The organism is Azonexus sp. IMCC34839 (genome assembly GCF_047047955.1).
Lineage (GTDB): Bacteria > Pseudomonadota > Gammaproteobacteria > Burkholderiales > Rhodocyclaceae > Azonexus.
In genome coordinates, this window is sequence record NZ_CP150631.1 from 2,765,972 (window position 1) to 2,786,742 (window position 20,771).

A 20,771-nucleotide genomic window follows, 5' to 3' on the forward strand; every position below is an offset into this window, starting at 1 on the left:
CGATTAAAATTCGGGGCATGGACAGTGTAAACCTCACCGATAACTTCCTGATCGCGATGCCGACGCTGGAAGACCCGTATTTCTCCAACGCCCTGGTTTACATCTGCGAGCACAACGAAAACGGTGCCTTGGGCATTATCGTCAATCGCCCCATCGACATGAACCTGGCGGGTTTGTTCGACAAGATCGATATCAAGCTCGAAGACGAGAAGCTGGGCGATCTGCCGGTCTATTTCGGCGGCCCAGTACAACTGGATCGCGGCTTCGTGCTGCACCGGCCGCTTGGCACTTGGCAATCCACGCTGCGTATCAGCGGTGAGGTTGGCTTGACCAGTTCGCGCGACATTCTTGCCTCGGTAGCGGCCAGCGGCACGCCTGGCGAAATCCTCGTCACGCTGGGCTATGCCGGCTGGGATGCCGGCCAACTGGAAGACGAACTGGCACAGAACTCCTGGCTGACGGTGCCGGCCAAGAGCAGCATCCTGTTCGAACTGCCCCCGGAAGAGCGCCTGCCGGCGGCGATGCAGAAACTGGGCATCAGCTTTACCCAGTTGTCCGACGTGGCCGGGCACGCCTGACGCGGGCATGGGAACCGTCCTGGCTTTCGATTTCGGCGAGAAACGTATCGGTGTCGCCACCGGCGAAACCTTGCTTGGCAGTGCCCACCCGCTGACCGTGATCCATGCCGAATCCAACGACGATCGTTTTGCCGCCATCGGCAAGCTGGTGGCCGAATGGCAGCCGGAGCGTCTGGTCGTCGGTCTGCCGACCCACGCCGACGGTACACCGCATGAAATGACCCGCCTGGCACAGAAGTTCGGTGAACGCCTGCAGCGAAGATTCGCCCTGCCGGTTTCTTATGCCGACGAGCGCATGACCTCGCTCGATGCCGAGGCGCGCCTGCGCGAGACGGGGCGCAACGCCAAATCCGCCAAGCCGCTGCTCGATGCCGTGGCGGCCCAACTCATTCTTCAAACCTGGTTCGAGAATCCGAATGTCCAACCTCAATCCCCTGCCTGACGCCGAGGCGCAGTGTCGCCAGCTGGCTGAGTTGATCCGCCCGCAGCTGGCCAATAACCCAGCCCTGGTCGGCATCTATAGCGGCGGTGCCTGGATCGCCGAGCGCCTCAAGCAACTCCTCGGTTTGAGCGAAGAGATCGGCATGATTGACGTGTCCTTCTATCGCGACGACTTCTCGGAGAAAGGCCTGCATCCGCAATGCCGCCCGACCGTGATTCCGTTCGATGTCGAAGGTCGCCACGTCATCCTGATCGACGATGTGCTCTACACCGGCCGTACCACGCGGGCGGCCATCAACGAGCTGTTCGACTACGGCCGTCCAACTTCGGTCACGCTGGCCGTGCTGGCCGATCGCGGCGAGCGCGAATTGCCCGTGGCGGCGACCTGGTGCGTCTGGGAGGTCAGCCTGGCCAAGGGCGAAAACCTGGTGCTGGCGCGCGGCGAAAACGGTGATCTGGCCTGGAGGCTCGAAAATGCATAATCCGCAACTCAACAAGAATGGCGAGTTGATCCACCTGCTGTCTACCGAGGGCCTGCCCAAGGCGGTGCTGACGCAGATTCTCGATACCGCCGAATCCTTCATGGAAGTGTCGGCGCGCGAGGTCAAGAAAGTCCCGCTGCTGCGCGGAAAGAGCGTTTTCAACCTGTTCTTCGAGAACTCGACGCGCACACGCACGACCTTCGAGATCGCCGCCAAGCGCCTCTCCGCCGACGTCATCAACCTCGATATTGGTCGCTCTTCCACCGCCAAGGGCGAAACCCTGCTCGACACCATCGACAACCTGTGCGCGATGGATGCCAATCTCTTTGTCGTGCGCCATGCCTCGAGCGGTGCGCCCTATCTGATCGGCGAGCATCTGCGCCGTATCGGTCGCGACGACATCCACGTCGTCAATGCCGGCGACGGTCGCCATGGTCACCCGACCCAGGGCTTGCTCGACATGTTCACCATTCGCCACTACAAGAAGGACTTCACGCAGTTGCGCGTGGCCATCGTCGGCGACTTGCTGCATTCGCGCGTGGCACGCTCCGACATCCATGCGCTGACCACGCTGGGCGTGCCGGAAGTTCGCGCCATCGGCCCGGAAACCCTGCTGCCCAAACACCTCGACAAGCTCGGCGTGCATGTTTACCACGACATGGAAGAGGGCCTGAAGGATTGCGACGTGGTCATCATGCTGCGCCTGCAGAACGAGCGCATGACCGGTGCGCTGCTGCCTTCGGCTGGCGAATACTTCCGCTTGTACGGCCTGACGCCGCAGAAGCTGGCGCTGGCCAAGCCGGATGCCATCGTGATGCATCCGGGGCCGATGAACCGCGGCGTCGAGATCCACTCGGCCGTCGCCGACGGCCCGCAGGCGGTGATCCTGTCGCAGGTCACCTTCGGTATCGCCGTGCGCATGGCGGTGATGAGCATTGTTGCGGGGAATTGAGCACATGAATATCGAAATCACCAATGGCCGCTTCATCGACCCCGCTGCTGCGGTGGACATGCCGAAAACGGCAATTTTCATCGCCGACGGCAAGGTCGCCGCGATCGGTACGAAGCCGGACGGCTTTGTCGCCGAACAGAGCATCGACGCCAGTGGCTGTGTCGTTTGTCCGGGCTTGATCGATCTCGGCGCCCGCCTCAACTCCATTCAAGCCGAACTGGCGGCAGCCGTCGCCGGTGGTGTGACCTCCGTCGTCGTGCCGCCGGATGCCGATCCTCCGCTCGATGAGCCGGAATTGGCCGACCGCCTGGTGCATCGTGGCGAGGAAATCGGAAAGGCGCGCGTGCTGCCGCTCGGTGCTCTGACGCTGGGCCTCAAGGGCGAACGTCTGGCCGAACTGGCCGGCCTGAAGAAGGCGGGCTGTGTCGCCTTCTCGCAAGCGGGCAAGACGGTGGTCGACACCGAAGCGCTGCTGCGCTCGATGGAGTACGCGGCTACCCTCGGTTTCGCCGTCTGGCTGCAGCCGCAGGACTACTGGTTGTCGCGCAACGGCATCGCCCATGAGGGCGAGGTGGCCAGCCGTCTCGGTCTGGCCGGCATTCCGGTTGCTGCAGAAACCATCGCCGTCGGTACCATCGTCCAACTGGTGCGCGATACCGGTTGTCGCGTGCATCTCACCCGCATCTCGTCGGCCGCCGGCATGGCGCTGATTCAACGCGCTCGCCAGGAAGGCTTGCCGATTAGCTGCGACGTCGGCGTGCATCACCTGCTGCTGACCGACAACGACATCGGCTATTTCAATCCGCATGCCCGTTTCGTGCCGCCGCTGCGTTCGCAAAATGACCGTTTGGCGCTGTCCACCGCAGCCGCCGAGGGTTTGGCGGCGATTTGCTCCGATCACACACCGGTCGGCGCCGACGACAAGCTGCTGCCCTTTGGCGAAGCCAAGCCGGGCGCGACCGGACTGGAAGTGTTGTTGCCGCTGACCCTGAAATGGGCGGAGGCGGCCCATGTTGCCCTGCCGGACGCCCTGGCGCGCATCACCACGGCCCCGGCCGAGGTCTTGGGCATCGAAGCCGGTACGCTGGCTGTCGGTAGCACGGCAGATGTCTGCGTGTTCGATCCGGCGGAAAGCTGGCAGCTGACGCCGGAAGCCCTGAAGAGCCGCGGCAAGAACTCGCCGTGGCTGGGCTACATGATGACGGGCAAGGTCAAGGCGACACTGGTCGGCGGTCGCCTCGTCTACTCGGCCTGAGCAAAACGGGCGACGGCTTCGGCGGTCGCCCCGATTACTTCCAGTACCTTGCGCCGCGAGGTCTGGCCGCTCTTGAGGTTGACGGCACTCTTGGCCAAGCCGAGTTGGTCGGCAACGAAGCGGATCAAAGCCTCGTTCGCTTTGCCGTCCACCGGCGGAGCGGCGAGGCGGATTTTCAGCGCATCACCGTGCAGGCCGGCGAATTCTGTTTTCTTGGCACCCGGCTGGATGTGCAGCGTCAGGGTCAGGCGACCGTCGGCCGCCTGCTTGAACCACTCGCTCACAACAGCATCAACAAGGCCTGCAGCAGCAGGATGGCGACCAATGGTGACAGGTCGATGCCGGAAATCGGCGGCAGGATGCGCCGGATCGGGTCGAGCACTGGCCGAGTCAGCTGATTGACCGGGGCGGACAACGGCGAATAGGGATTGACCCAGGACAGCACGGCTTGCAGGATCAGCGCGCCGATCATGATGTAAACGGCCAGGCGCAGCAGGGCGATCAAGGCGAACTTGACCGCCATCAGCGCGATCAGGCCGGGCTCGGCACTGACCAGCGGGCCGGCCAGGGCGACCAGAAAGCCCGACAAGGCAAGCTGCAGGGCGAGGGCGGCGAGCAGGCTGGCCCAATCGAATCCGCCAAAGCCGGGCACGACGCGGCGCAACGGCTTGACCGCCCAGTTGGTCAGTTTGACCACGAAATCGCCGATCTGCCCGCCAAACGACACGCGCATCGTCTGCATCATGAAGCGCAGCATGAAGAGCGTGCAGAAGAAGCTGACGACGGCATCGAGCAGGAAGGCGAGGGCTTGCATCAGGCGGCTCCGAGCAGTTTGCCGAGTTCCTGGCCGCGTGCCTCGGCGGCCTTCACGCCGGCGACGATGCCGGCCTTGACGCCCATCTCGGCCATCTTGTTGAGTGCGGCTTCGGTCGTGCCGCCTTTCGAGGTGACGCGTTCGCGCAGGGTCGAAGCTGGTTCGGGCGAGGCAGCCGCCAACGCGGCGGCGCCCTGGACGGTTTCGATGGCCAGCTGGCGCCCCTGTTCGGGCGTGAAGCCGAGTTCGGCGGCAGCCTGCTGCATGGCCTCGATGAACAGGAAGACATAAGCCGGGCCGCTACCGGAGAGGGCGGTCACACCGTCCATCTTGCCTTCGTCGGCGATCCAGACAGTGGTGCCGACGGCCTTCAATACACGGTCGGCGGCATCACGGCCGGCGGCATCGACCTCGGGTGCAGCGCACAGGCCGGTGATGCCCTTGCCAATCAGCGCCGGGGTGTTCGGCATGCAGCGGACGATCTTGCGATGGCCGCCCAAGAAGCGGGAGAGCGCACCGATATCGAGACCGGCGGCGATGCTGACGACCAGCGCTTCGCCCATTTTGGCGACGAGCGGAGCGACGGCCTCTTTCATCTGCTGCGGTTTGACCGCCAGCATCAGCAGATCGCCCGCGCTATCGGCCTCGCTGGCTGCGGCCAGCGTGCGCACACCGTAGGTTTGTGCCAGCTTCTGGCGGGCTTCGGCGCCCGGATCGATGACGGTGATGTCGGAGGCGGCAAAGCCTTGTTGCAACATGCCGCCGATCAGGGCGTTGGCCATGTTGCCGCCGCCGAGGAAAACGATTTTCATGCGTAGTTTCTTTCACCAAAAATGGCCGTGCCGATGCGGACGATGGTCGCGCCCTCGGCGACGGCGGCTTCGAGATCATGGGACATGCCCATGGACAGCGTGTCGAGCGGCAGACCGCTCGTTCGCAGTTGTTCGTAGAGTTCGCGCAGGGCGCGGAAAGGCGCGCGCTGCGCCGCTTCGTTGTCGGCTGGCTCAGGGATGGCCATCAGCCCGCGCAATTGCAGGTGCGGCAGAGCCGCGACGGCGCGGCAGAGCGCCGGTGCCTCGGCAAGCGTGCAGCCGCTCTTGCTGGCTTCGCCGGAAACATTGACCTGCACGCAGACCTGCAGTGGAGGCAGATGTTCCGGACGTTGTGTCGAAAGGCGTTCGGCGATCTTCAGGCGGTCGATACCGTGCACCCAGGCGAAATGCTCAGCCACCGGACGGGTTTTGTTGCTTTGCAGCGGTCCGATGAAATGCCATTCGAGTCCTTGCCCGGCAGTTGCCATGGCCTTGTCGCAGCCTTCCTGCACATAGTTTTCGCCGAAGGCCCGTTGTCCGGCAGCGGCTGCCTGCAGGACGGAGTCCAGCGGCCAGGTCTTGCTGACGGCGAGGAGGGCGATGTCGTCCGGCGCACGACCGCAGGCTTGAGCGGCTGTTTCGATGCGGCGGCGGACGGCTTGCAGGTTGCTGGCGATTGCGCTCATAATCCTTTTGGAATTTCGAACAATCCCAGTATACACGCGCTCAGAGGACGATCCTCATGGATATCACCGAACTGCTGGCCTTCAGCGTCAAGAACAAGGCTTCCGACCTTCACCTTTCGGCCGGTTTGCCGCCGATGATCCGCGTGCACGGTGACGTGCGCCGCATCAACCTGCCGCCGATGGAGCACAAGGACGTGCACAGCATGGTGTACGACATCATGAACGACGGCCAGCGCAAGGTGTATGAAGAGACGCTGGAGTGCGACTTTTCCTTCGAGATTCCCAACCTGGCCCGTTTCCGGGTCAATGCTTTCAACCAGCAGCGTGGCGCGGGGGCCGTTTTCCGGACCATTCCGTCCAAGGTGTTGACGCTGGAAGAGTTGAACTGCCCGAAGATCTTCAAGGAAATTTCCGAGTTTCCGCGCGGCATCGTGCTGGTCACCGGGCCGACCGGTTCCGGTAAATCGACCACGCTGGCGGCGATGATCAACCACATCAACGAAAACGATTATGGTCACATCCTGACGGTCGAGGACCCGATCGAATTCGTCCATGAGTCCAAGAAGTGCCTGATCAACCAGCGCGAGGTCGGTCCGCATACGCTGTCCTTCTCCAATGCGCTACGCTCGGCACTGCGTGAGGATCCGGACGTGATCCTGGTCGGTGAAATGCGCGACCTGGAAACTATCCGCCTGGCCCTGACCGCGGCCGAAACCGGCCACTTGGTGTTCGGTACGCTGCATACCTCGTCGGCCGCCAAGACCATCGACCGTGTGGTCGACGTCTTTCCGGCGGCGGAAAAGGAAATGGTGCGTTCGATGTTGTCCGAATCCCTGCGCGCGGTCATTTCGCAAACCCTGCTCAAGACCAAGGACGGTTCCGGCCGGGTCGCGGCGCACGAGATCATGATCGGCACGCCGGCCATCCGTAACCTGATCCGTGAAAACAAGGTGGCGCAGATGTACTCGGCCATCCAGACCGGCCAGAACTTCGGCATGCAGACACTCGATCAGTGCCTGATCGATCTGGTCCGCCGCAATGTCGTGTCCAGCAACGAAGCCAAGCTGCGTGCCGCCAACAAGGACGCTTTCCCGGCCTGATCGGCCGCCTGAGCACAATAACGAGGGGAAATCATGGAACGCGATCAGGCAATGAAATTCATGCACGATCTTCTGCGACTGATGGCGCAGAAGAAGGGCTCCGACCTCTTCATCACGGCGGGCTTTCCGCCGGCGATCAAGATCGACGGAAAGATCACGCCGGTGTCGAATCAGGTGCTGACGGCACAACACACCGCCGAACTGGCGCGTGCCATCATGAACGATCGCCAAGCCGCGGAGTTCGAAGCGACCAAGGAATGCAACTTCGCGATTTCTCCGTCGGGCATCGGGCGTTTCCGCGTCAATGCGCTGGTCCAGCAGGGGCGCGTCGGCGTCGTCTGCCGGACGATCAACATGACCATCCCGACTATCGACGAACTGCAGCTGCCGCCGGTGATCAAGGACCTGGCGATGACCAAGCGCGGCCTGATCATCTTCGTCGGTGGCACCGGTACCGGTAAGACGACTTCGCTGGCGGCGCTGGTCGATTACCGCAACGAGAATTCCTACGGTCACATCATCACGATCGAAGACCCGATCGAATACGTGCACGACCACAAGAACTGCATCGTCACGCAGCGCGAGGTCGGGGTCGATACGGATGATTGGGGCCCGGCGCTGAAGAACACGCTGCGTCAGGCGCCGGACGTCATCCTGATGGGTGAAATCCGCGACCGCGACACGATGGATTACGCCATTGCCTTTGCCGAAACCGGCCACTTGGCGCTGGCCACGCTGCACGCCAATAGCTCGAACCAGGCAATTGACCGCATCATCAACTTCTTCCCGGAAGAGCGTCGTTCGCAACTGCTGATGGACCTGTCGCTCAACCTGCGTGCCATGGTGTCGCAGCGCCTGATTCCGAAAAAGGATGGCAAGGGCCGCGTCGCCGCCATCGAGGTGATGCTCAATTCGCCGCTGATCTCTGATCTCATCTTTAAGGGCGAGGTGCACGAGATCAAGGAAATCATGAAGAAGTCGCGCGAGTTGGGTATGCAGACCTTCGACCAGGCGCTGTTCGACCTCTACGAGGCCGGCAAGATTACCTACGAAGATGCCCTGCGCAATGCCGATTCGCTCAACGACCTGCGCCTGCAGATCAAGCTGCACGGCAAGGAGTCGAAGGACAAGGATCTGACCACCGGCATCGGTCATCTCGATATCGTCTGAGGGAGATTGCCATGCGCCGTTTCGCCCATCTGGTTTTTGCTCTTTTTACGCTGTGCACCGCAGCAGTCACCCACGCCGCTGCTCTGGACGGCATTTCCAGCGGTGACGCCAGTGCCGGGGTCAAGGAGGCCTTGGCCAAGGGGGCGGATTACGCGGTTTCGTCGTTGGGCGTCAATAACGGCTTCCTCGGCAACAGCAAGGTGAAGATTCCGCTGCCCGGCTATCTGCAAAAGGCCGAAGCCGGCCTGCGCATGTTCGGCATGGGCAAGCAGGCCGACCAACTGGTCGAAACGATGAACCACGCAGCCGAGAATGCGGTCGCCGAAGCCAAGCCCATCCTGACCGACTCGATCAAGAAGATGAGCGTGCAGGACGCCAAGGGCATCCTGACCGGCGGCGAGGACAGCGTGACCCAGTATTTCAAGCGTACCTCGACCGAGCAACTAACCGCCAAGTTCCTGCCCATCGTCAAGGCAGCCACCAGCAAGCTGCAACTGGCCGATCAGTACAACGCCTTCGCTGGCAAGGCAGCGAGCGCCGGCCTGATTGACGCCAAGGATGCCGATATCGACCGTTATGTCACGCAGAAGGCGATGGACGGTCTCTTCCTGATGATTGCCGAGGAAGAGAAAAAGCTGCGCAACAACCCGATCGGCGCCGGTAGCGAACTGCTGAAGAAGGTCTTCGGCGCGCTCTGAGTTAAAGCTTGTTGGCTTTCCTGCCGTAGAGAAAGGCAGGAGGGCCATATGAAGCTCAACCGATTCGAATCCGCCGGTTATCACCCCGCTTCGGGCGACGTTTCAGAGCGGTTGGCAGCCGCTCCCGGCGAGCGCATCCGCCGTGTCGAAGCGAGCGAAGGCCTGGAAAACGACAGGCAGCGCTCCTTGCGGCAGGAGTTGGCCGGGCAGCCGGAGGCCGCGCAAGAGTCGGCGGCTAACGATGCGGTGGCAAACCAGGCGCATCATCTGGCCGCCCAGATTGTCGATCTCGGATCGCAGGCTGATCAGTTGGTTCGGGTGTCCGTCCTCGAAAACAGCGGGTTGCATACGGTGGACGACAGCGCCTGACACCTGCTGCGGTGCACTGCCCCAAAACGCCATTTTTCGTCGCCTCAGCCCTGGGGTAAAATCCAGCCATCGAATGACTCGCACGCGCCCCGCCTGCCGGGGCGCTGCCTTTTCCAATGTCCGGTCTCAATCCCCAGCAACGCGAAGCGATCCATTACCTGAACGGGCCTCTCTTGGTGCTCGCTGGCGCCGGTTCGGGCAAAACGCGTGTCATCACGCAGAAAATCGCCTATCTGGTGCAGGACTGCGGCTTCCAGCCGCGCAACATTGCAGCCATCACCTTTACCAACAAGGCGGCGCGCGAAATGCAGGAGCGTGTCGGCAAGCTGCTGTCGTCTTCGCAGGCCAATGAGCTGCAGATTTCCACCTTTCACTCCCTGGGCGTGCGCATCCTGCGCGAAGAGGCCAAGGCGCTAGGCTACAAGCCGCGCTTCTCCATCTTCGATTCGGCCGATTGCGCGGGCATCATCGGTGACTGTGCCAAGACTGTCGACAAGGCGACGCTGCGCCGCCTGCAGTCGATCATTTCCAACTGGAAGAACGCCCTGGTCACGCCCGAGGCAGCGCGTCACCTGGCGACCAACGAGCATGAAGCGCTCGCCGCCGGCACCTATCTCTCTTATGAAGCAACGCTGAAGGCTTACCAGGCCGTCGATTTCGACGACTTGATCGGCTTGCCGGTCAAGCTCTTCACCGAACATCCGGAAATCACCGACAAGTGGCAGAACCGCCTGCGTTACCTGCTGGTTGACGAATACCAGGACACCAACGCCTGCCAGTACCAGTTGCTCAAGCTGCTGACTGGCGTGCGCGCCCAGTTTACGGCCGTGGGCGACGACGACCAGGCGATCTACGGCTGGCGCGGCGCCGACATCGATAACCTGAGGAAACTGCCGGCCGAATTCCCGGCGCTCAAGGTCATCAAGCTGGAACAGAACTATCGCTCGACCGTGCGCATCCTGAAGGCGGCCAACAACGTCATCGCGCACAACGAAAAGCTGTTCGACAAGACGCTGTGGTCCGAACTCGGTCACGGCGACCAGATCAGCGTCACCGCCTGCCGCGACAACGAGGCCGAGGCTGAAGGCGTGGTTATGAAGCTGCAGGCGCATCGCTTCGAGCAGCGCAGCAAGTTCAAGGATTACGCCATCCTCTACCGCTCCAACCACCAGGCGCGCCTGCTCGAAACCCATTTGCGCAACCACAAGATTCCCTACTTGCTGTCTGGCGGTCAGTCCTTCTTCGACAAGGCGGAAATCAAGGACATCACCAGCTATCTCCGCTTGCTCACCAACGAGGACGATGATCCGGCCTTCATTCGCGCTGCCACCACGCCCAAGCGTGGCATTGGTGCGGCGACGCTGCAGGCTCTCGGCACCTATGCTGGCGAGCGGCATGTCTCGTTGTTCCATGCCGTGTTCGAGGAGGGCTTCGCCCATCGCGTGGCAGCACGCCAGCTGGAGCCCTTGCTCGAGTTCTGCCACTTCATCAACCGCATGCAGCACCGGGCGACCAAGGAGCCAGCGCAGCAGGTCATGCCGGATCTGTTGAAGGCCATCGATTACGAAACCTACCTGTACGATGCGGAAGAGCAGCGTACGGCGCAGAACCGCTGGGCTAACGTCTGCGAGTTTGCCGAGTGGATCAACAAGAAGGGCGAGGAAGACGGCAAGACGCTGATCGAGATGACGCAGAGCATCGCGTTGATCAATATGCTGGAAAAACAGGATAGCGATGAGATCGACGCGGTGCAGCTTTCGACGCTGCATGCCTCCAAGGGCCTGGAATACAAGCACGTCTTTCTGGTCGGTGTCGAAGAGGGCATTCTGCCGCATCGGGAATCCCTCGACCCGGCCAAGCTGCAGGAAGAGCGCCGGCTGATGTACGTCGGCATCACCCGCGCCCAGCACTCGCTGCACATTTCCTACTGTGAGCGGCGCAAGCAGGCACGCGAACTGATTCCCTGCGAGCCGTCGCGCTTCATCGCCGAAATGGGCAAGGATGACGTACGCTTCTTGGGGGGGAAGGATGCCGCGCCGCCGGACAAGGCGACAAGTAGTGCTCGCCTCGATGCGATGAAGGCGATGTTGGCCGGCAACAAACGCTGAGCGAGCACATCCGCCGAGCGGTCATTGTGCGGGCAACAAAAAAGGAGGCCGCAGCCTCCTTTTTTGTTGGTACCCGGTGGATTACTTGACCTTGGTCAGGATGTAATCGACGGTGGCCTTGATTTCTGCGTCGGACAGATCGCCAGCGCCGCCCTTGGCCGGCATGGCGTTCTTGCCGTTCAGCGCGCTCTTGTACAGCGCTTCCTTGCCCTGGGCAACGCGCGGCGCCCAGGCGCCCTTGTCGTCGACCTTCGGTGCGCCGGCCGCGCCGGTGTTGTGGCAGGCGCCACAAACGGTGTTGTAAATGCTGGCGCCATCCTTCGGGCCGCTGGCGGCTGGGGCTGCCTTGGCCAGTTCGAACTGGGCGACGGGTTGGATGCGCATTTCGGCTTCGTCGTTACCGGCACCGCTGTCGGCGGCGGACTTAAAGGACTTGTTGGTGAGCGGATAGATAATGGCAATCAGAACGACCGCCACGCCGATCGTTTTCCACATGATGCCCTTGGAAGAATGTTGTTCAGCCATGCCGAAGACCCCAATGCGTTTGAAGAAAAACACTAATTATAACGGCAGCCCGACGTTGCAGCGCAAAAAAAACCCCGCGCGCGGCGGGGTTGAAATTCTCGAAAGGGGGAGTTTCGAGAGGAGGGGTTCAATGCACAGTTGCAGTTTATGCATTGAGCCGCCATACGTCTGTCGTACTTTCGTAGCCTTGTGTAACAGAATGTGCACAGGCGGAGTGTTGTAGGCCGTTGTCGGCAAGTTGCCGACTTTTTTCGGCAAAAAGCAGACGCAGCCGGGGATTCCCGGCTGGTCCGCGCTGAGGAGCGAGTCCTCCGCGTCAGCGTTCGATGCTGCGGATTTCGACGGCGCTTTCCGGAATCTGGTAGTCCGCCGCCAACTGGGCGCGAGCCAGATCCTCGAGGGTGTCGCCGTGATCGGCGGAGAAGTGCCGGGCGCCGGTATAGTCCTGCGGGATGCCGGCGCGATCCTGGGTGATGCGATAGTGAACCTTGACGCTCATTTGCTGTACTCCTTTTATGGATTCTTTGTGATCCTGCCAGGCAGTATAGGTGAGTCATGTTGCACTGCAATATCGGTTTTCCACAGTAGGGAATTCCCTGACCGAAATGACTCGGGCCAGCCTTAAATCGGTCGTGGCTATGCCGTGCTAGCATGCCGCATGGACAAAGAACTAGAAACGCTGGCCGAGCGCCTCGGTCAATTGTTGCTGAAACGCGGCGAATGGCTGGCGACGGCGGAATCGTGCACCGGCGGTTGGGTGGCGCAGAGCGTAACCGCGATAGCCGGTAGTTCGGGTTGGTTCGACCGCGGTTTCGTGACCTATTCGAATGGCGCCAAGGTCGACATGCTTGGTGTGCCGGAAACGACACTGGAGCGCCACGGTGCTGTCTCGGAAGCGACGGCAAGGGCGATGGCGCAGGGTGCGCTGGCGCATAGCCGGGCCGACTGGACGGTGGCAATCACCGGTATAGCAGGGCCGAGTGGTGGCTCAGCCGAGAAGCCGGTTGGTACCGTCTGTTTTGCCTGGGCGGCCAAGGAGGGCGGCTGCGAGGCGCAGACCTGTCATTTCGCCGGAGAGCGCTCGGCCGTGCGGGCGCAATCGGTTCGCCACGCCCTGTGCGGGCTGATCGAGCGCCTCGAAGGTGCGGTGCTACAGGCCTGAACGGCCGCCTTATTGGCTGACTTCGCGGACCAATTCGCGCAGTAGCGGTCCGGCGATGCCGGCGGCCGAACCCGTCGGTTTGCGGTAGGCGATCCAGGTGCTGCCGTTCTGGCCAGGCAACGTATAGACCGAGATGGCGAAGGGGCAGAAAACGATGTTATGCGGATCGGTTTCCATCATCTTGCGCGACAGGCCGGCCGAGCAGAATTCGATGATCTCGGCTTTATCGTAGATCTTCTTCGTGGCACCGAGGTCGGCACCGGTTCGGGCCAGCATGTCGGCGATGTGCGAGGTGTAGTTGATGACCAGGCCGCGATTCTCGATGGCAGTGACTAGCGCCTCCTTGGTTTCATCGAAGCTGCCCTTGACCTGGGTTTTTTCCATGGAGCCATCGGCTATCGCGGTGACGCTGAGCAGAGCGAGGCAGAAGCTGGCAATCAGATGGCGCATGAAAATTCCTTGTTGGCGGGATAAGCTGATGGCATTTTAAGCCCCTGCTGCGGTGCACTGCCCAAAATGGGCAAAAATGCTCAGCCCGGCAAGGGCGCGAAGAGGGCGGCGAGGTCGTCGTTGCCGAACTTGATTTCGACGTTGCGGTCGTCGGACAGGATGCCGGCGGCCAACTCGGCCTTGCGTTCCTGCAGGGCGAGAATCTTTTCCTCGATACTGCCGCTGACGATCAGCTTGTAAACGAACACGGGTTTGTCCTGGCCGAGACGGTGGGCGCGGTCGGTCGCCTGGTTTTCGACGGCCGGGTTCCACCACGGGTCGTAGTGGATGACGGTGTCGGCCGCCGTCAGGTTGAGGCCGACGCCGCCGGCCTTCAGGCTGATCAGGAAGATCGGCACTTCGCCATCCTGGAAGCGCTGGATCTGCTTCTCGCGGTCGGTCGTGTCGCCGGTGAGTAGCGAGTAATTCAGGCCGAGTGCCTGCAATTCGGCCTCGATCAGCGCCAGCATGCTGGTGAATTGAGAGAAGACGAGGATGCGCCGGCCTTCGTCGACCAGCTCCGGTAGCATGGCCATCAGCAGGTCGAGCTTGGCCCGCTCGCCGACCTTGCGCGCGGCGTTGGCGCGGACGAGGCGTGGGTCGCAGCAGACCTGGCGCAGCTTGAGCAGGGCGTCGAGGATGACGATCTGGCTGCGCGCGAAGCCCTTGCTGGCGATTTCGTCGCGCACCTTGGCGTCCATCGCCGCCCGTACCGTTTCATACAGGTCGCGCTGACTGCCTTCGAGTTCGACGCTACGCACGATGATGGTTTTCGGCGGCAGTTCCTGCGCCACGTCTTCCTTCTTGCGGCGCAGGATGAAGGGGCGGATGCGGCTGGCCAGCAGATCGCGTCGTTCGGCATCGCCCTGTTTTTCGATGGGTGTACGCCAGTAGCGATTGAACTGTTTGGCACTGCCGAGGAAGCCCGGCAGCAGGAAGTCGAATTGGCTCCATAGCTCGCCCAGGTGGTTTTCCAGCGGCGTGCCGGTCAGGCACAGGCGGTGGCGGGCGCTCAGCTTGCGCACGGCCTCGGCGCTCTGACTCTGGGCGTTCTTGACCGTCTGCGCCTCGTCGAGGATGAGCAGGTGGTAGCTGTGCTGCATCAACTCGTCGGCATCGCGCCAGAGCAGCGGGTAGGTGGTCAACACCACGTCGTGCTGCGAGATTTCGGCAAAGCGGGATTTGCGTTCCGGACCATGCAGCGAGAGCACGCGCAGGTCAGGCGCGAAGCGGGCGGCTTCGCTCTTCCAGTTGAAGATCAACGAGGTCGGCAGGATGATCAGCGCCGGCTGGTCGAGACGACCGGCTTCCTTTTCCAGCAGCAGGTGAGCCAGCGTCTGCGCTGTCTTGCCGAGGCCCATGTCGTCGGCGAGGATGCCGGACAGGTGGTGCTCGCGCAGGAACTGCAGCCAGGCCAAGCCTTCCTTCTGGTAGGGACGCAAGTCGAGCTTGAGGCCGGCCGGCGGGGCGATGTCGCGGATGCCCTGGGCCGCCTGCAGACGCTCAGCCAGCGCCATCACGTCATTCTGGCCGCGGAATTGCCAGCGGCTGGTGTCGGTCAGTGCGGCCAGACGTGGAGCGTCGAAGCGCGACAGACGCAGCATCGGGCCGCCGTTGAAACCGTCGAACAGGTCGATCAGCGTCATGGCCAGCGGCTTGACCCGCCCGGCCGTGACGCGCAAGCGCTTGCCGGCCGGGGTTTGCAGCTCGACCGGGTCGTCGTCGGCGATGCGGATCAGTTCGAAACTGTCCAGCCAGCGCGGATCGCGCTTGAACAGGCCGGCCAGCAGGGGTGCGAGCGGCAGACGCTGGCCTTCGACGATGATGCCCATGTCGAGGTTGAACCAGCCGTTGTCGGCCTCGTACAGATCGGCTTCCCAGCCGTCGACTTCGACCATGTGATGGCGGAAGTCTTCAGGGAATTCGATGCCCCAGCCGGCAGCCTGCAACTCCGGCAGGGTGTTCTGCATGAAGGCGACCCAGGCCGCTTCGTTGGCCAGGCCAAAGATACCTTCCGGCGGGCTGCCGAAGGTGTAGAGGATTTCGCGCGGGATGGCTTGCAGGCCGCGTAGCGTCAGTTCGGCAAGTGCCGCCTGTTCGGCCTCGGTCCGCCGCTGCAAGCGTACGGTCTCGCCATCCGGCAGGGTAACGAATTCGTTCGTTTCGCCCGGGTGGATGTCGGCATCGGCGTAGCGGAAGACGACGCGGGCGATGTCGAAGGGGCCGCCGCTGGCGTTCTGCTCGTAGCCGCGCCAGGTCTGGTAGCCATGGGTGTACAGCGTGTCCAGCTGCAACACGGGTTGCAGCGGCGCGTCGATCAGGCGCAGGCGGGCGGCCACGTCGGCGGTCGGCAGCGCCAGGTCGGGTGCCTGCTCGGACAGGGCCTCGGCGACGCGCGCCGCTTCTTCCGCCGATAACGGGGGCAGGGAGAAGAGATGCTGGATCAGTGCCGGGTTGCTGCCGACATCGAGTGGCCCGGCCTCGCCCTCGGTCAGGTCGATGTACCACGGCGGATCGACCGGGATGGTCAGTTCCGCCGTCGGCTCCGGCTTCAGGTAGGGGCGTTGCAGGCCTGAACCGTCGATCTGCCAGCCGATGCTGGCCGGGCGCGTGGCGCCGGCGTGCAGGGGCAACGACAGGTCGTCGCTGGAATAGAGGCGCCGCGTTTCGGCGATACGCTGCAGCAGTTCCGCACCGTGTGTGCGGCTCAGGCTGAAGGCGCGCAGGCCAGTGGCCTGGCCGCGTTCGGCCCAGATAAGGCGCAGGATTTCCATGTCCTCGTCGCTGGCGAACTGCGGCCGCACGGTGAGGGCGCGGTCGATTTTCCACCATTCCTCGGCACTGTCCGGATACTTGCCCTTGCGAATCTCGATGCCGAAGTGGCGGCGGTCGGGCGACCATTTCAGCACGTAGAACAACTGCTGGCGGGCGCTGGGCGGGCGGGCCTTTTTCTTGGCGACGGCGAGCGAAGCGCGGCGCAGGTCTTCCAACCAGGACAGGGCGCTCACGCTGGCGGCGGGTTGCGGTGCGCGTTCGTCGATGGCGCGCAGCAACACGGCGATGACGTGCTTGCACTGCTTGCCTTGCTGGCAGGTGCAACGGCTCAGCGGCTGCATTTCGCCGTTCTGATCCTGGCTCAGGCAGACCTGGACGCGGTAAGGCTCGCTGGCCGAGCCGGGAACCAGGGCGGAAATCTTGTCGCCGTCGCTTTCGAGTTCCTGCACCAGATCGACATAGGGCCGGGCGCGGGCGATATCCGCCTCGCCGAACCATTCGGCCAGGTGTTCTTCGGAGAAGTCTTCGAGGGTGACGAGAGTCATGCCGTCAGGCAAACAAGCTGGCGACGAGCAGCGTCAGCAGCAGCGCGATGATGGCGAGCCAGCGATTCTGCTGGCGCTGAGTGGCGATCAAAAGCTCGATCTGCGGCTGCAGGTCGGCGCGGGCCGGCTGCGCCAGGGCCTGATGCACCAGGCGGGGCAGTTGCGGGATGGTGCGGGCCAGATAGGGCGCTTCGTGCTTGAAGGTGTTGATCAGGCCGCGCCAGCCGACCTGCTCGCTCATCCAGCGCTCGAGGAAGGGCTTGGCGGTTTTCCACAGGTCGAGTTCAGGGTCGAGCTGGCGGCCCAGGCCTTCGATGTTGAGCAGAGTCTTCTGCAACATGACCAGTTGCGGCTGGATTTCGACATTGAAGCGGCGCGAGGTCTGGAACAGGCGCAGCAATACCTTGCCGAAGGAGATGTCTTTCAGCGGGCGATCGAAGATCGGCTCGCAGACGGCGCGGATGGCGGCCTCGAACTCGTCGACACGGGTGTCTTTCGGCGCCCAGCCCGATTCGATGTGCGCTTCGGCGACGCGTTTGTAGTCGCGGCGGAAGAAGGCGAGGAAGTTCTGCGCCAGGTAGTTCTTGTCGGTGTCGGTCAGCGTGCCGACGATGCCGAAGTCGAGCGCGATGTAACGGCCGTCCGGGGCGACGAAGATGTTGCCCGGGTGCATGTCGGCATGGAAGAAGCCGTCGCGGAAAACCTGCGTGAAGAAAATCTCGACGCCGGCGGCGGACAGTTTCTTCATGTCGATGCCGTCGGCGATCAGGCGCTCCGTCTGCGAAATCGGCACGCCCTTCATGCGCTCCATGACCATGACGGTCGAGGTGCAGAAGTCCCAATGCACTTCGGGCACGATGAGCAGGGTGGAGTCGGTGAAATTGCGGCGCAGCTGCGAAGCGTTGGCGGCTTCGCGCATCAGGTCGAGCTCGTCGCGCAGGTATTTGGCGAATTCGGCAACCACTTCGCGCGGCTTCAGGCGCTTGCCGTCGGACCACAGTTTTTCCAGGAGCAGCGCGAAACTGTCCATCAGCGCCAGATCGTGCTCGATGACCGAGAGCATGTTGGGGCGCAGGATCTTGACGGCGACTTCGTGCCCACCGTCCTCATCGCGTAGCTTGGCGAAATGCACTTGGGCGATGGAAGCGGAGGCGACCGGCGTCGGGTCGAATTCGGCAAAGACCTCATGCGCCGGGCGGCCGTAGGCCTTCTCGATTTCCTTCAGCGCCAGTTCGGAGTCGAAGGGCGGTACGCGGTCCTGCAGTTTGGCCAGTTCGTCGGCGATATCCGGCGGCATCAGGTCGCGCCGGGTGGATAGCACCTGGCCGAACTTGACGAAAATGGGACCGAGGGCTTCGAGCGCCAGACGCAGACGAACGGCGCGTGGCGCCGAGAGGTCGCGCCAGAACTGTAGGGCATTGGCCAGGCGGACCAGGCGACCGCTCGGCTCGTGTTCGAGCACCATCTCGTCCAGGCCGAAGCGGCTGGCGACCGAGGCGATCTTGAGCAGGCGAAGCAGACGCATGATGACGGCAAGACCGGGTGTCCGGCCAACGAAGCAAAACGGAAATGCTAACACGCGCTCTGCCATTGTGGCGGGCAGATTTGTCCTTTGGGACAATGTGCGAAAAATGTTGCCTTAAGCAAATACGACTCGTGTTATCCAAGCTGCATTGCGTTAAACTCACCTCGCAAATTTAATATTTCAGCCCACCCATGTTTGAACTGCCGAACGATCCATGAGCGAGACCAAAAATCCGTCCGAGATTGCCCGGGAGGCATTCAAGCAGCTCGTTGCGCGCAATTTGTCGCCAACGCCGGCCAACTATCAGGCCTGCTACAACGAGATCGCCAAACTACCGAATATCACCCCCTTTCCCGAGCCCCCGTTACGCCAGATCGCCTTGGCCTTGGTGGCAAAAGGCGAGGTACAGCAGAAATGCCTTGAACAACTGGACCTGGCGATCGGCAAGCGTAGTTGGCAGGCGGTGCAGGAGGCTTTGCTGGCCTTCATTGAGGCAGAGCCGGCGCCGGCCGTACGCGATGCGATGCCGCTCCATCTGCCGGGCGTCTCGCCTGAGTTCGCCCAACGTCTGGCACGTTTTGTCGAAGGAGTCCTGCCGGCGCTGGGCGAGGACAACGAGCGAGTCGTCGAATATTCGGGCGAGTTGCTACAGGCACTCCGGCAGCCCGGCCTGGATTTGACCCAATTGCAAGAGGCGCTGGGGCGCCTGACACACCAGGTATTGATCGCTGCGGAAGAGCAGGTCGAGATCAAGGGCTCCTTGCTCAAGCTGTTGCACCTGATCATCGAAAACATCGGGGAACTGAGTCTCGACGACAGTTGGCTGAAAGGCCAGGTCGACGGTTTGCTGGCCGTCGTCGTGCCACCGATCACCTTGCGTCACCTCGATGAAATGGAGCGCCGCCTGCGCGACGTCATGCAGAAGCAGAGCGTCGCCAAGCAACGTTCGGTCGAAGCGCAGGAAGAGATGCGCCAGATGCTGGCCGCCTTTATCCAGCGTCTGGCCAATATCAACGAATCGAGTACGACCTTTCAGGGGCGCATCGAGGACAGCGCGCGCCAGATCGAACAGGTGAAGCGCATCGAGGATTTGGCGCCGCTACTCAAGGACGTCATTGCCGCGACGCGTTCCATGGCGGAAGAAACGTCCAAGTCCCGTGAGGAACTGAGTGCCCTGCAGGAAAGGGTGCTGGCGACCGAGGCCGAACTTGTCCAGTTGCATCTGGAACTGGATAACGCCAGCGCGCTCGCTCGCCATGATCCGCTGACCGATGCCCTGAACCGCAAAGGCTTGGACGAAGCGCTGGCCCGCGAAATCGCCAGCATGCGGCGGAAGGATACGCCGCTCTCGCTCGCCTTGCTCGACCTCGACAATTTCAAGAAGCTGAACGATGAACTCGGCCATGAGGCGGGCGATCAGGCGCTGATCCACCTGGCCACCATCGCTCGAGGCTCGATGCGGCCGACCGACACGCTGGCTCGTTACGGCGGCGAGGAATTCGTCATTCTGATGCCTGATACCAATGTCGAACAGGGCGTCGAGGCCATGGTCCGCCTGCAGCGCGAACTGACCAAGGCGATTTTCCTGACCGGCAACCAGAAGGTGCTGATCACCTTCAGCGCCGGTGTCGCTCAACTGACGCCGGAAGAAACCGGGGCGGATGCGATCAAGCGGGCCGACAAGGCGATGTACCTCGCCAAGCGCGCGGGCAAGAATCGCGTCATCGCCGGCTGATTTACGGTTCCATGAGTCTGGCCCAAAGTTTTCCGCCGGTGGCGGACAGTTCGGCGCGTGTCCTGATCCTCGGCAGCATGCCGGGGGCGGCTTCGCTGGCGGCGCACCAATACTACGCCCATCCGCGCAACGCCTTCTGGCGCATCATGGGCGACCTGGTCGGTGCCGGGCCGGATTTGCCCTACGCCCAGCGTCTGGAAAAGCTGAAAGCTGCCGGCATTGCCTTATGGGATGTGATCGCCGAGTGCCATCGGCCGGGCAGCCTGGATTCGGCCATTGTCGGCGAGTCGGTGATGGCCAATGATTTTTCGGCTTTTTTGGCCGTGCACCGCAGCATTGATCGTGTTTTCTTCAATGGTGGCGCGGCCGAGACCAATTTCCGCCGTCACGTCTTGCCGCAGGTGAAAAACCTCGAGCTGAGCTATGGTCGCCTGCCCTCGACCAGCCCGGCCCATGCCGCGCGCGGCTATGCCGAGAAGCTGGCCGCCTGGCGGGTCATCGTCGAGCCGCCAGCGAAGTGAGGGCGGGCAGCGTATAATCGCGCTTTTGC

The 20,771-nt window shown here is 62.5% G+C and carries 22 protein-coding genes; 13 read left to right on the plus strand and 9 right to left on the minus strand.

Annotated elements, in window-relative coordinates:
- Positions 1-17: 17 nt before the first annotated feature.
- The 5 genes from WIF35_RS13440 to WIF35_RS13460 are packed head-to-tail and all read left to right on the plus strand — an operon-like array spanning position 18 to position 3,708.
- Positions 18-578: a YqgE/AlgH family protein gene (locus tag WIF35_RS13440; RefSeq protein WP_412478726.1), complete on the plus strand. Its 561-nt coding sequence runs from the start codon at positions 18-20 to the stop codon at positions 576-578.
- 7 nt (positions 579-585) lie between these two features.
- Positions 586-1,020 carry a Holliday junction resolvase RuvX gene (gene ruvX, locus WIF35_RS13445; RefSeq protein WP_412478727.1) on the plus strand — a complete coding sequence of 145 codons (435 nt, stop codon included), beginning with the start codon at positions 586-588 and terminating at the stop codon, positions 1,018-1,020.
- The gene (pyrR, locus tag WIF35_RS13450; RefSeq protein ID WP_412478728.1) at positions 995-1,501 is read left to right on the plus strand and encodes a bifunctional pyr operon transcriptional regulator/uracil phosphoribosyltransferase PyrR; all 507 of its coding nucleotides are present in this window, start codon (positions 995-997) and stop codon (positions 1,499-1,501) included. Before ruvX ends, pyrR begins: the two co-directional genes overlap by 26 nt.
- Entirely contained in the window at positions 1,494-2,453 is a 960-nt protein-coding gene (locus WIF35_RS13455) for an aspartate carbamoyltransferase catalytic subunit (RefSeq protein ID WP_412478729.1), read from the plus strand. Before pyrR ends, WIF35_RS13455 begins: the two co-directional genes overlap by 8 nt.
- A 4-nt stretch (positions 2,454-2,457) precedes the next feature.
- A complete protein-coding gene (locus WIF35_RS13460; protein ID WP_412478730.1) occupies positions 2,458-3,708 on the plus strand; it encodes a dihydroorotase in 1,251 nt (416 codons plus the stop codon).
- On the opposite strand, the gene WIF35_RS13465 is transcribed toward WIF35_RS13460, so the two are convergent.
- The 4 genes from WIF35_RS13465 to WIF35_RS13480 are packed head-to-tail and all read right to left on the minus strand — an operon-like array spanning position 3,696 to position 6,020.
- A complete protein-coding gene (locus WIF35_RS13465; protein WP_412478731.1) occupies positions 3,696-3,992 on the minus strand; it encodes a DUF167 domain-containing protein in 297 nt (98 codons plus the stop codon). The genes WIF35_RS13460 and WIF35_RS13465 overlap by 13 nt on opposite strands.
- Positions 3,989-4,522, minus strand: a complete 534-nt coding sequence (locus tag WIF35_RS13470) for a YggT family protein (RefSeq protein WP_412478732.1) — start codon at positions 4,520-4,522, stop codon at positions 3,989-3,991. Before WIF35_RS13470 ends, WIF35_RS13465 begins: the two co-directional genes overlap by 4 nt.
- A complete protein-coding gene (gene proC / locus WIF35_RS13475) occupies positions 4,522-5,334 on the minus strand; it encodes a pyrroline-5-carboxylate reductase (RefSeq protein ID WP_412478733.1) in 813 nt (270 codons plus the stop codon). The genes WIF35_RS13470 and proC overlap by 1 nt, the downstream gene beginning before the upstream one ends.
- Positions 5,331-6,020 carry a YggS family pyridoxal phosphate-dependent enzyme gene (locus WIF35_RS13480; RefSeq protein WP_412478734.1) on the minus strand — a complete coding sequence of 230 codons (690 nt, stop codon included), beginning with the start codon at positions 6,018-6,020 and terminating at the stop codon, positions 5,331-5,333. The genes proC and WIF35_RS13480 overlap by 4 nt, the downstream gene beginning before the upstream one ends.
- A gap of 56 nt (positions 6,021-6,076) precedes the next feature.
- Between WIF35_RS13480 and WIF35_RS13485 the strand changes: the two genes are divergently transcribed.
- From WIF35_RS13485 to WIF35_RS13505, 5 genes are all read left to right on the plus strand, one after another.
- Positions 6,077-7,120: a type IV pilus twitching motility protein PilT gene (locus tag WIF35_RS13485; RefSeq protein ID WP_412478735.1), complete on the plus strand. Its 1,044-nt coding sequence runs from the start codon at positions 6,077-6,079 to the stop codon at positions 7,118-7,120.
- Between the two features lie 33 nt (positions 7,121-7,153).
- On the plus strand, positions 7,154-8,290 hold the full coding sequence (locus tag WIF35_RS13490; RefSeq protein ID WP_412478736.1) for a PilT/PilU family type 4a pilus ATPase: 1,137 nt from the start codon (positions 7,154-7,156) through the stop codon (positions 8,288-8,290).
- A gap of 11 nt (positions 8,291-8,301) precedes the next feature.
- The gene (locus WIF35_RS13495) at positions 8,302-8,988 is read left to right on the plus strand and encodes a DUF4197 domain-containing protein (protein WP_412478737.1); all 687 of its coding nucleotides are present in this window, start codon (positions 8,302-8,304) and stop codon (positions 8,986-8,988) included.
- 48 nt (positions 8,989-9,036) lie between these two features.
- Positions 9,037-9,357: a hypothetical protein gene (locus tag WIF35_RS13500; RefSeq protein ID WP_412478738.1), complete on the plus strand. Its 321-nt coding sequence runs from the start codon at positions 9,037-9,039 to the stop codon at positions 9,355-9,357.
- A 116-nt stretch (positions 9,358-9,473) separates the two neighbouring features.
- The gene (locus WIF35_RS13505) at positions 9,474-11,465 is read left to right on the plus strand and encodes a UvrD-helicase domain-containing protein (RefSeq protein ID WP_412478739.1); all 1,992 of its coding nucleotides are present in this window, start codon (positions 9,474-9,476) and stop codon (positions 11,463-11,465) included.
- An 81-nt stretch (positions 11,466-11,546) separates the two neighbouring features.
- On the opposite strand, the gene WIF35_RS13510 is transcribed toward WIF35_RS13505, so the two are convergent.
- Both WIF35_RS13510 and WIF35_RS13515 read right to left on the minus strand, forming a co-directional pair.
- Positions 11,547-11,990 (minus strand): c-type cytochrome, encoded by a 444-nt coding sequence (locus WIF35_RS13510; RefSeq protein WP_412478740.1) that lies wholly within the window; start codon positions 11,988-11,990, stop codon positions 11,547-11,549.
- Between the two features lie 316 nt (positions 11,991-12,306).
- A complete protein-coding gene (locus WIF35_RS13515) occupies positions 12,307-12,489 on the minus strand; it encodes a hypothetical protein (protein ID WP_412478741.1) in 183 nt (60 codons plus the stop codon).
- 159 nt (positions 12,490-12,648) lie between these two features.
- Here WIF35_RS13515 and pncC point away from each other — a divergent pair, with 159 nt between their 5' ends.
- The gene (pncC, locus tag WIF35_RS13520) at positions 12,649-13,152 is read left to right on the plus strand and encodes a nicotinamide-nucleotide amidase (protein WP_412478742.1); all 504 of its coding nucleotides are present in this window, start codon (positions 12,649-12,651) and stop codon (positions 13,150-13,152) included.
- Between the two features lie 9 nt (positions 13,153-13,161).
- On the opposite strand, the gene WIF35_RS13525 is transcribed toward pncC, so the two are convergent.
- From WIF35_RS13525 to ubiB, 3 genes are all read right to left on the minus strand, one after another.
- Positions 13,162-13,602 carry a DUF302 domain-containing protein gene (locus WIF35_RS13525; RefSeq protein WP_412478743.1) on the minus strand — a complete coding sequence of 147 codons (441 nt, stop codon included), beginning with the start codon at positions 13,600-13,602 and terminating at the stop codon, positions 13,162-13,164.
- An 80-nt stretch (positions 13,603-13,682) separates the two neighbouring features.
- Positions 13,683-16,961, minus strand: a complete 3,279-nt coding sequence (locus WIF35_RS13530; protein WP_412478744.1) for an SNF2-related protein — start codon at positions 16,959-16,961, stop codon at positions 13,683-13,685.
- Positions 16,962-16,965: 4 nt separating this feature from the next.
- Positions 16,966-18,486 (minus strand): ubiquinone biosynthesis regulatory protein kinase UbiB, encoded by a 1,521-nt coding sequence (ubiB, locus tag WIF35_RS13535; RefSeq protein WP_412478745.1) that lies wholly within the window; start codon positions 18,484-18,486, stop codon positions 16,966-16,968.
- 214 nt (positions 18,487-18,700) lie between these two features.
- On the opposite strand from ubiB, the gene WIF35_RS13540 reads away from it, so the two are divergent.
- The gene (locus WIF35_RS13540) at positions 18,701-20,221 is read left to right on the plus strand and encodes a diguanylate cyclase (RefSeq protein ID WP_412478746.1); all 1,521 of its coding nucleotides are present in this window, start codon (positions 18,701-18,703) and stop codon (positions 20,219-20,221) included.
- An 11-nt stretch (positions 20,222-20,232) separates the two neighbouring features.
- Complete coding sequence (locus WIF35_RS13545) at positions 20,233-20,742, plus strand: DNA-deoxyinosine glycosylase (protein WP_412478747.1); 510 nt, start codon at positions 20,233-20,235, stop codon at positions 20,740-20,742.
- The last annotated feature ends 29 nt before the right edge of the window (positions 20,743-20,771 follow it).

Coding starts and splice junctions, on each gene's coding strand:
- WIF35_RS13540 (WP_412478746.1), top strand. CDS start 18,701: ATGAGCGAGACCAAAAATCCGTCCGAGATTGCCCGGGAGGCATTCAAG.
- WIF35_RS13485 (WP_412478735.1), top strand. CDS start 6,077: ATGGATATCACCGAACTGCTGGCCTTCAGCGTCAAGAACAAGGCTTCC.
- WIF35_RS13510 (WP_412478740.1), bottom strand. CDS start 11,990: ATGGCTGAACAACATTCTTCCAAGGGCATCATGTGGAAAACGATCGGC.
- WIF35_RS13530 (WP_412478744.1), bottom strand. CDS start 16,961: ATGACTCTCGTCACCCTCGAAGACTTCTCCGAAGAACACCTGGCCGAA.
- ubiB (WP_412478745.1), bottom strand. CDS start 18,486: ATGCGTCTGCTTCGCCTGCTCAAGATCGCCTCGGTCGCCAGCCGCTTC.
- WIF35_RS13515 (WP_412478741.1), bottom strand. CDS start 12,489: ATGAGCGTCAAGGTTCACTATCGCATCACCCAGGATCGCGCCGGCATC.
- proC (WP_412478733.1), bottom strand. CDS start 5,334: ATGAAAATCGTTTTCCTCGGCGGCGGCAACATGGCCAACGCCCTGATC.
- WIF35_RS13455 (WP_412478729.1), top strand. CDS start 1,494: ATGCATAATCCGCAACTCAACAAGAATGGCGAGTTGATCCACCTGCTG.
- WIF35_RS13500 (WP_412478738.1), top strand. CDS start 9,037: ATGAAGCTCAACCGATTCGAATCCGCCGGTTATCACCCCGCTTCGGGC.
- WIF35_RS13525 (WP_412478743.1), bottom strand. CDS start 13,602: ATGCGCCATCTGATTGCCAGCTTCTGCCTCGCTCTGCTCAGCGTCACC.
- WIF35_RS13505 (WP_412478739.1), top strand. CDS start 9,474: ATGTCCGGTCTCAATCCCCAGCAACGCGAAGCGATCCATTACCTGAAC.
- WIF35_RS13495 (WP_412478737.1), top strand. CDS start 8,302: ATGCGCCGTTTCGCCCATCTGGTTTTTGCTCTTTTTACGCTGTGCACC.
- WIF35_RS13490 (WP_412478736.1), top strand. CDS start 7,154: ATGGAACGCGATCAGGCAATGAAATTCATGCACGATCTTCTGCGACTG.
- WIF35_RS13440 (WP_412478726.1), top strand. CDS start 18: ATGGACAGTGTAAACCTCACCGATAACTTCCTGATCGCGATGCCGACG.
- pncC (WP_412478742.1), top strand. CDS start 12,649: ATGGACAAAGAACTAGAAACGCTGGCCGAGCGCCTCGGTCAATTGTTG.
- WIF35_RS13545 (WP_412478747.1), top strand. CDS start 20,233: ATGAGTCTGGCCCAAAGTTTTCCGCCGGTGGCGGACAGTTCGGCGCGT.
- pyrR (WP_412478728.1), top strand. CDS start 995: ATGTCCAACCTCAATCCCCTGCCTGACGCCGAGGCGCAGTGTCGCCAG.
- WIF35_RS13480 (WP_412478734.1), bottom strand. CDS start 6,020: ATGAGCGCAATCGCCAGCAACCTGCAAGCCGTCCGCCGCCGCATCGAA.
- ruvX (WP_412478727.1), top strand. CDS start 586: ATGGGAACCGTCCTGGCTTTCGATTTCGGCGAGAAACGTATCGGTGTC.
- WIF35_RS13470 (WP_412478732.1), bottom strand. CDS start 4,522: ATGCAAGCCCTCGCCTTCCTGCTCGATGCCGTCGTCAGCTTCTTCTGC.
- WIF35_RS13460 (WP_412478730.1), top strand. CDS start 2,458: ATGAATATCGAAATCACCAATGGCCGCTTCATCGACCCCGCTGCTGCG.